The 6,325-nt window shown below is 55.7% G+C and carries 7 protein-coding genes; 5 read left to right on the forward strand and 2 right to left on the reverse strand.

Annotation, left to right across the window (positions count from 1 at the left end):
* Window positions 1-40: 40 nt before the first annotated feature.
* Entirely contained in the window at window positions 41-964 is a 924-nt protein-coding gene (locus AC07VY_RS15405) for a LysR family transcriptional regulator (protein WP_495097886.1), read from the reverse strand.
* Between the two features lie 115 nt (window positions 965-1,079).
* On the opposite strand from AC07VY_RS15405, the gene AC07VY_RS15410 reads away from it, so the two are divergent.
* Genes AC07VY_RS15410 through pcaF form a run of 4 tightly spaced genes read left to right on the forward strand, consistent with a single transcriptional unit; the run spans window position 1,080 to window position 4,580 of the window.
* A complete protein-coding gene (locus tag AC07VY_RS15410) occupies window positions 1,080-1,970 on the forward strand; it encodes an intradiol ring-cleavage dioxygenase (RefSeq protein ID WP_495097887.1) in 891 nt (296 codons plus the stop codon).
* A complete protein-coding gene (locus AC07VY_RS15415) occupies window positions 1,967-2,683 on the forward strand; it encodes a 3-oxoacid CoA-transferase subunit A (protein ID WP_495097888.1) in 717 nt (238 codons plus the stop codon). The genes AC07VY_RS15410 and AC07VY_RS15415 overlap by 4 nt, the downstream gene beginning before the upstream one ends.
* Window positions 2,684-2,697: 14 nt before the next feature.
* Entirely contained in the window at window positions 2,698-3,342 is a 645-nt protein-coding gene (locus AC07VY_RS15420; protein WP_495097889.1) for a 3-oxoacid CoA-transferase subunit B, read from the forward strand.
* Window positions 3,343-3,377: 35 nt separating this feature from the next.
* Window positions 3,378-4,580 carry a 3-oxoadipyl-CoA thiolase gene (gene pcaF / locus AC07VY_RS15425; RefSeq protein WP_495097890.1) on the forward strand — a complete coding sequence of 401 codons (1,203 nt, stop codon included), beginning with the start codon at window positions 3,378-3,380 and terminating at the stop codon, window positions 4,578-4,580.
* Window positions 4,581-4,848: 268 nt separating this feature from the next.
* Here the strand turns inward: pcaF and AC07VY_RS15430 are convergent, their stop codons facing one another.
* Window positions 4,849-5,703: a helix-turn-helix domain-containing protein gene (locus AC07VY_RS15430; RefSeq protein WP_495097891.1), complete on the reverse strand. Its 855-nt coding sequence runs from the start codon at window positions 5,701-5,703 to the stop codon at window positions 4,849-4,851.
* A gap of 85 nt (window positions 5,704-5,788) precedes the next feature.
* Between AC07VY_RS15430 and AC07VY_RS15435 the strand changes: the two genes are divergently transcribed.
* Window positions 5,789-6,325, forward strand: a 537-nt coding sequence (locus tag AC07VY_RS15435) for a hypothetical protein (RefSeq protein ID WP_495119490.1), incomplete at its 3' end; no start/stop codon positions are given.

Genomic DNA, 6,325 nt, shown 5'->3' on the forward strand with positions numbered 1-6,325 from the left:
TGCGTTCGGCAAAGATTGTTAAGACCAAATTCGTGGTCGGCTAACGGAGCGAAGATGCCCATTTTTTTCCAAGTTCTTGGTCTTCAAATCGTTGAAGAAAAAACTCGGTGAACACCCTAATTTTGGCGGGTTGGTGGCGCCTGCTTTGGTAAGCAAAATTGATGGTTAACGAGGGGAGCTCCCAGTCGGTTAATACAGGCACCAAACGACCCGCAACGATCTCGTCGTAGATGATGTAGAGCGGTTGGATCACTAAGCCCAAACCGGCAAGACCCGCTGCACAGATCACCTGGCCCTCATTTGAATCCAGCATACTGGTGATAGAGGTGTTGCATCGCTCCTCGCCACGACTGAAGTGCAACACATAAGGGTCATTCGCAAGGTTATAGACAAGCAACCGATGCAGCTTCAAGTCGTCTGGCGTCTTGGGTGCCCCATGCTCCTTCAAATACCCGGGAGAGCCGGCGAGCACTCGGCGCGTGTGCGCAAGCCGGCGCACCGTAATTCCTGAATCGCCCTCGTATTCGCGGGTACGGATGGCAACATCAATCCCCGCCTCAATGAAGTCAGGGTAACGATTTGCAGCCACTATCTGTACGCTGAGCTGAGGGTAGCGACGATTAAATTCTGGCAAGCCTGGTGCTATATGCATCATCGCGAAAGACACAGAACTCGTAACCCGCAGCACCCCGCTAGGTTGCAAGCTGGTTTCTTGCACAACTGCCTCAGCTTCGGCCATCTCGGCCATCATGGCAACACAACGGCGGTGAAATACCGTTCCTACCTCCGTGAGCCATAGGCGCCGTGTGGTTCGTTCAACCAGCCGTGCCCCAAGTCGCTCTTCCAAAGCTTGCAAGGTACGGCTTGCTGCCGCGTTGGACATATCCAGTTTTTCCGCTGCACGCGACAGGCTCCCAAGTTCTGCGACCTGTACAAAAAATTCAACTTGCGCCCAGCGGTCCATTTCGGATTGCCTCATCTAGTGGAAAACTGATTTCACTATAGAGTATTTTTTTCCGCAGGACGCAGTAGTAACGTATTGGCTGTACAAATGCATAAGCACCATTGGAGACAAGCCCATGCGCAACATCAACGAAGACACCATCACACAGGCCGTCCTCGCATCCATCGCCAACTGTAAAGATGACAGACTCCGGCAGGTCATAACCAGCCTGGTGCAACACCTTCACTCCTTTGCGCGCGAAATTAACCTGACCGAAGACGAGTGGTTCAAAGGAATTCAGTTCTTGACCGCCACCGGCCACATTACCGATGACGCTCGACAAGAATTCATCCTCCTGTCCGATGTTCTGGGCTTATCTACCTTGGTGACCTCGCAGAACAATATCAAACCTGCGGGATGCACAGAGGCAACTGTTTTTGGTCCATTTTTTATCGAAGGCGCTCCTGACTATCCATTGGGGGCCGATATGTCGAATGGCGCAGGAGGTGAGCCTTGTTTTGTACAAGGAAGGGTTACAGATCCGCAAGGAAACGGGTTGGCCGGTGTATCCATGGACGTATGGCAGTCGGACGAGGACGGCTACTACGACGTTCAACGCCCTCCAACAGAAGCCGGGCAGCATGAACATCGCGCTCGAGGACGGTTCGTCAGCGACGCCGACGGCCGCTACCACTTTCGCTCCATCCTGGCAGAGCCTTACCCGATCCCCCACGATGGCCCAGTCGGAGACATGCTGGACGCGCTAGGGCGCCACCCCTGGCGTCCGGCCCACCTGCATTTCATGCTGGTGGCACCAGGCTTTGAGCGCTTGATCACCCATGTATTCAGGGACCATGACAAGTATCTGGATTCCGATGCAGTCTTTGGTGTCCGCTCGACATTGATTTCCGACTGGGTCAAACACGAAACAGGAACCACTCCAGACGGCACTCCGATGGATCGGCCGTTTTACACGTTGAACTACGACTTTGTCCTCAACCCCGTCAAGACCGGCGTACAACCATGATCAACAAAATCGCCGCCTCGGTCACCGAGGCATTGTCAGGTATCCACGACGGGGCCACGGTACTGATCGGTGGTTTTGGTACTGCCGGCATTCCCAATGAACTGATAGAGGGTCTGATCGAACAGGGTGCCCGAGACCTCACCGTAGTCAACAACAACGCCGGCAATGGCGAAACCGGGTTAGCTGCACTCCTCAAAGCTGGTCGGGTACGCAAGATCATCTGCAGCTTTCCGCGCCAGGCTGATAGTCAGGTGTTCGACGGCCTGTACCGCAGTGGCCAGATCGAACTGGAACTGGTACCCCAGGGCAACCTGGCCGAGCGCTTGCGCGCGGCCGGTGCCGGTGTCGGTGCATTCTTCACGCCCACTGGCTTTGGCACCGAGCTGGCCAGGAACGCCGACGGATGCGCCAAGGAAACCCGGTTCATCAACGGCAAGCCCTATGTGCTGGAGTACCCGATTTACGGCGATGTGGCCCTCATCAAGGCCGAAAGCGGCGACCGCTGGGGCAACCTGGTCTACCGCAAGGCGGCACGCAACTTTGGCCCGGTGATGGCCACCGCCGCCAAGCGCACCGTCGCGACTGTGCATTCCATTGCGGAACTGGGCTCCCTAGACCCCGAAGCGATCGTCACGCCCGGCATACACGTATCCAAGATCGTGAAGATTGACCACTTGGCCACCCAGGCTGGTGGCTTCAAACAAGCTGCCTGAGCCAGAGACACACCATGAGCAACTACCAAAAACGCAGCAAAGACCAACTCGCCCAGCGCGTTGCACAGGACATCCACGATGGCGCCTATGTGAACCTCGGCATTGGCCAACCCACCCTGGTCGCCAACCATATCCCGGCTCACATAGAGGTGGTACTGCACAGCGAAAACGGTATCCTCGGCATGGGCCCGGCCCCCGCTGCTGGCGAGGAAGACTACGACCTTATCAACGCCGGCAAGCAGCCGGTGACGCTGTTGAGAGGTGGCGCCTTCTTCCACCATGCCGACAGTTTCGCCATGATGCGTGGTGGCCACCTGGATATCTGCGTGCTGGGTGCCTTCCAGGTCTCCGCCACCGGCGATCTGGCTAATTGGAGCACCGGCGAACCCGGCTCCATCCCAGCCGTGGGCGGCGCCATGGACCTGGCCATCGGTGCCAAGCAGACCTGGGTGATGATGGATCTCTTAACCAAAAAGGGCGAAAGTAAGGTGGTCGATGCCTGCAACTATCCATTGACCGGAATCGCCTGTGTCAAACGCATCTACTCTGACCTGGCGACGTTGGAATGCACGCCGCAGGGTCTCAAGCTTATCGACAAGGTGGATGGGTTGGAGCACAACGAACTAGAGCGTCTCGTAGGCTTGCCCATCCAGGCTTAAATGCCGACGTTAAATAAATCAGTATCGAACACCCCATGAACCAAGCTTTCATTTGTGATGCAATTCGCACCCCCTTCGGCCGCTACGGCGGAGCCCTGAGCAGCGTGCGTGCCGATGACCTCGGCGCCATCCCCCTCCGGGCGCTGATGGCGCGCAACCCGAACGTTGATTGGGCTGCAGTCACCGATGTGATCTACGGCTGCGCCAACCAAGCGGGAGAAGACAACCGCAACGTGGCACGCATGAGCAGTTTGCTGGCGGGCCTGCCGCTGGTGGTGCCTGGATCCACAGTGAACCGTTTATGCGGCTCGGGGTTGGACGCCCTGGGCACAGCAGCCCGCGCCATCAAGTCCGGCGAGGCCGGCCTGATGATCGCCGGCGGCGTAGAGAGCATGAGCCGCGCACCCTTCGTCATGCCCAAGGCCGAATCCGCCTTCAGCCGCAGCAACGCAGTGCACGACACCACGATTGGCTGGCGCTTTATCAACAAGCTGATGAAGGAACAGTACGGCGTGGACTCCATGCCCGAAACCGCAGAGAACGTGGCGACCGACTTCCAGATCAGTCGCGAAGACCAGGACACCATGGCCCTGCTCAGCCAACTACGCGCTGTGAGCGCCCAAAAGGCTGGGCATCTGGCGCGTGAAATCACCGCCGTCACCATTCCGCAAAAAAAGGGCGATGCCATCGTAGTGGACACTGACGAGCACCCGCGTGCCACCAGCATGGAAACACTGGCCAAACTCAAGCCCGTGGTGCGCCCTGGCGGCACGGTGACGGCGGGCAATGCCTCGGGCGTGAACGATGGCGCCTGCGCACTTCTGCTAGCCGATGAAACCAGCGCTGCCAAACACGGGTTGACACCACGCGCCCGTGTAGTGGGCATGGCTACTGTCGGTGTAGCCCCGCGAATCATGGGCATCGGCCCGGCACCCGCAACCGAAAAAGTGCTGACCCTCACTGGCCTGACGCGGGCGCAGCTGGATGTAATTGAGCTGAACGAAGCATTCGCCGCGCAGGGCCTGGCAGTTCTACGTCAGTTGGGTTTGCAGGATGACGACGAACGCGTTAACGCCTGGGGCGGCGCCATTGCACTCGGTCACCCGCTGGGCGCCAGTGGTGCCCGCCTGGCCACCACTGCCATCAACCGCCTGCATGCCACAGGCGGGCGCTATGCACTCTGCACTATGTGCATTGGTGTGGGTCAGGGCATTGCACTGATTCTTGAAAGAATCTGATTTTTCAGATTAACTCTCTGGGAAAGTTATGCGGAGCGACCATTTGGTAAAACTTTCGATACTAAGAAAGTTTTTGCTATTTGAGAAAGCAGGGCGATATTTGAGAATTTGATAAGTGGTGTCGGGTGAAACCGTTGACTGCTATCACCTGCAAAAGTTTTCTAGTCAAGCGAGCGCAATAGATGGGTACGCTACTTGATCTTGTGTCGCAGCCTTAGTCTGGCCACAGGAGAAAAAAATACTTGGATATTTGGTGCACCCCAGTGCTCTACCTGCGATACAGGCGCCGAAACTGGCTCGGGGTAAGGCCCTTGCTGCGCATGAATTGCCTGTTGAAATGCGCAAGATTTCGGACGCCTACCTTCTCGGCGATGAGCCCGATGGGTTGGTCTGATTCAATTAGATTCTGGCATGCCGTGCCAATCCGGATTTGACGAACGTACTCCAACACCGTCATTCCCGTGTGGCGCTTAAAAAATCGATGGAAAGATCCGGTGGACAGTGCTGCGATCCCAGCCAGCTCCTCCGCGCTCGGAATATCACGAATTTCTGCATGAAGGCGATGCAGAACTGCTGCCAATCTGCTTTCCGCACGGTGCGTTTGGATAGCCATTGCAGGGCTTGACAATATTGTTGACTCACGATCGTGGGCCAGTTCGGCCAGGATCTGAAACAGGGATCCCAGCCGTTGAGCGGGTTCTTGCTGCTCCAACGCCAGAATTCGTGGCCGCACTGAATCTATGACCTCCCTTGAAAAGCGAATCCCTCTGTAAGCGAACTGGCACAGCTGATGGAGCGGTGCGAACTCCGGCCAGCATGCGATGACATTCTCGATCCAACCGCTACTGAACCATATGACCACTGCAGTTATTGGCACGACAGCATCTTGGTTTTCTTCTGTGGACCAGCAATGCGGTTGGTTCGGTCCAATAAAAACCAAATCTCCTGTTTTAAAGGACTCCAAACTATCGCCAACATAGCGGTATCCGGTGGCATTTTCCACGAGCGTCAATTCAAATTCGGGGTGGTAATGCCACAAAAACGGCAAGCTTTCTGCACGCTTGACGTAGAGCGCCCACGAGTCTCCGGGGCTCAGGTGTATGTGCTCGTAATGTGGCTTCAATTTTTGTCGCTCAAGTGGTCAGAATCGTATCAATTTACACGCCTGGTAGAAAAGTTATGCGGTTGAAATCCGTAAAAATTTCGGGATGTCCAGCAATAGTCAGCTTAGTTCTGTTCTTCTCTCGGGATTCCCCAATTCCAGTGCACTGAAGTTGGCTGCACATTTGCTCGACAGCGGATTTGGCGTATACATTTCGAAATACGCCATCCCTTCAGCCTCACAGCTCTCGAAGAATGGATTTTTTGCTGTATTGCAGTACGTGGATGGCGAGGGTAAGCCTCTTCCCTCTTCAATTCGTCTCCTGTGTCACTCCAAGTACAGGCCTCTGCTCGCCGTCCTAGATTCAGAATATTGCCCTACCCGTTGCATTGCTCATCTCGTATTCGGATTCGATGCGTGTTTACCGCTTACCTACTATTACCCGGAACTTGAATTTCGTCTGAAAAATTTCATCCAACGACAGCACGTAAAGGGAGTTCATCAAGGACAACGGTCAATTCCTCAGCACAGTTGGGAAGGTTCAAATGATGAACCGCTCAAAGCTGCTAAGGCAACGCTGAACAAGCCTCTTCAAAATAGGCCCATGCATCTACCAGGGTCCGATTTCGGCCACTTGGGCGTT

It is taken from the genome of Rhodoferax sp. GW821-FHT02C08, from assembly GCF_059421805.1.

Coding starts and splice junctions, on each gene's coding strand:
- AC07VY_RS15405 (WP_495097886.1), bottom strand. CDS start 964: ATGGACCGCTGGGCGCAAGTTGAATTTTTTGTACAGGTCGCAGAACTT.
- AC07VY_RS15410 (WP_495097887.1), top strand. CDS start 1,080: ATGCGCAACATCAACGAAGACACCATCACACAGGCCGTCCTCGCATCC.
- AC07VY_RS15415 (WP_495097888.1), top strand. CDS start 1,967: ATGATCAACAAAATCGCCGCCTCGGTCACCGAGGCATTGTCAGGTATC.
- AC07VY_RS15420 (WP_495097889.1), top strand. CDS start 2,698: ATGAGCAACTACCAAAAACGCAGCAAAGACCAACTCGCCCAGCGCGTT.
- pcaF (WP_495097890.1), top strand. CDS start 3,378: ATGAACCAAGCTTTCATTTGTGATGCAATTCGCACCCCCTTCGGCCGC.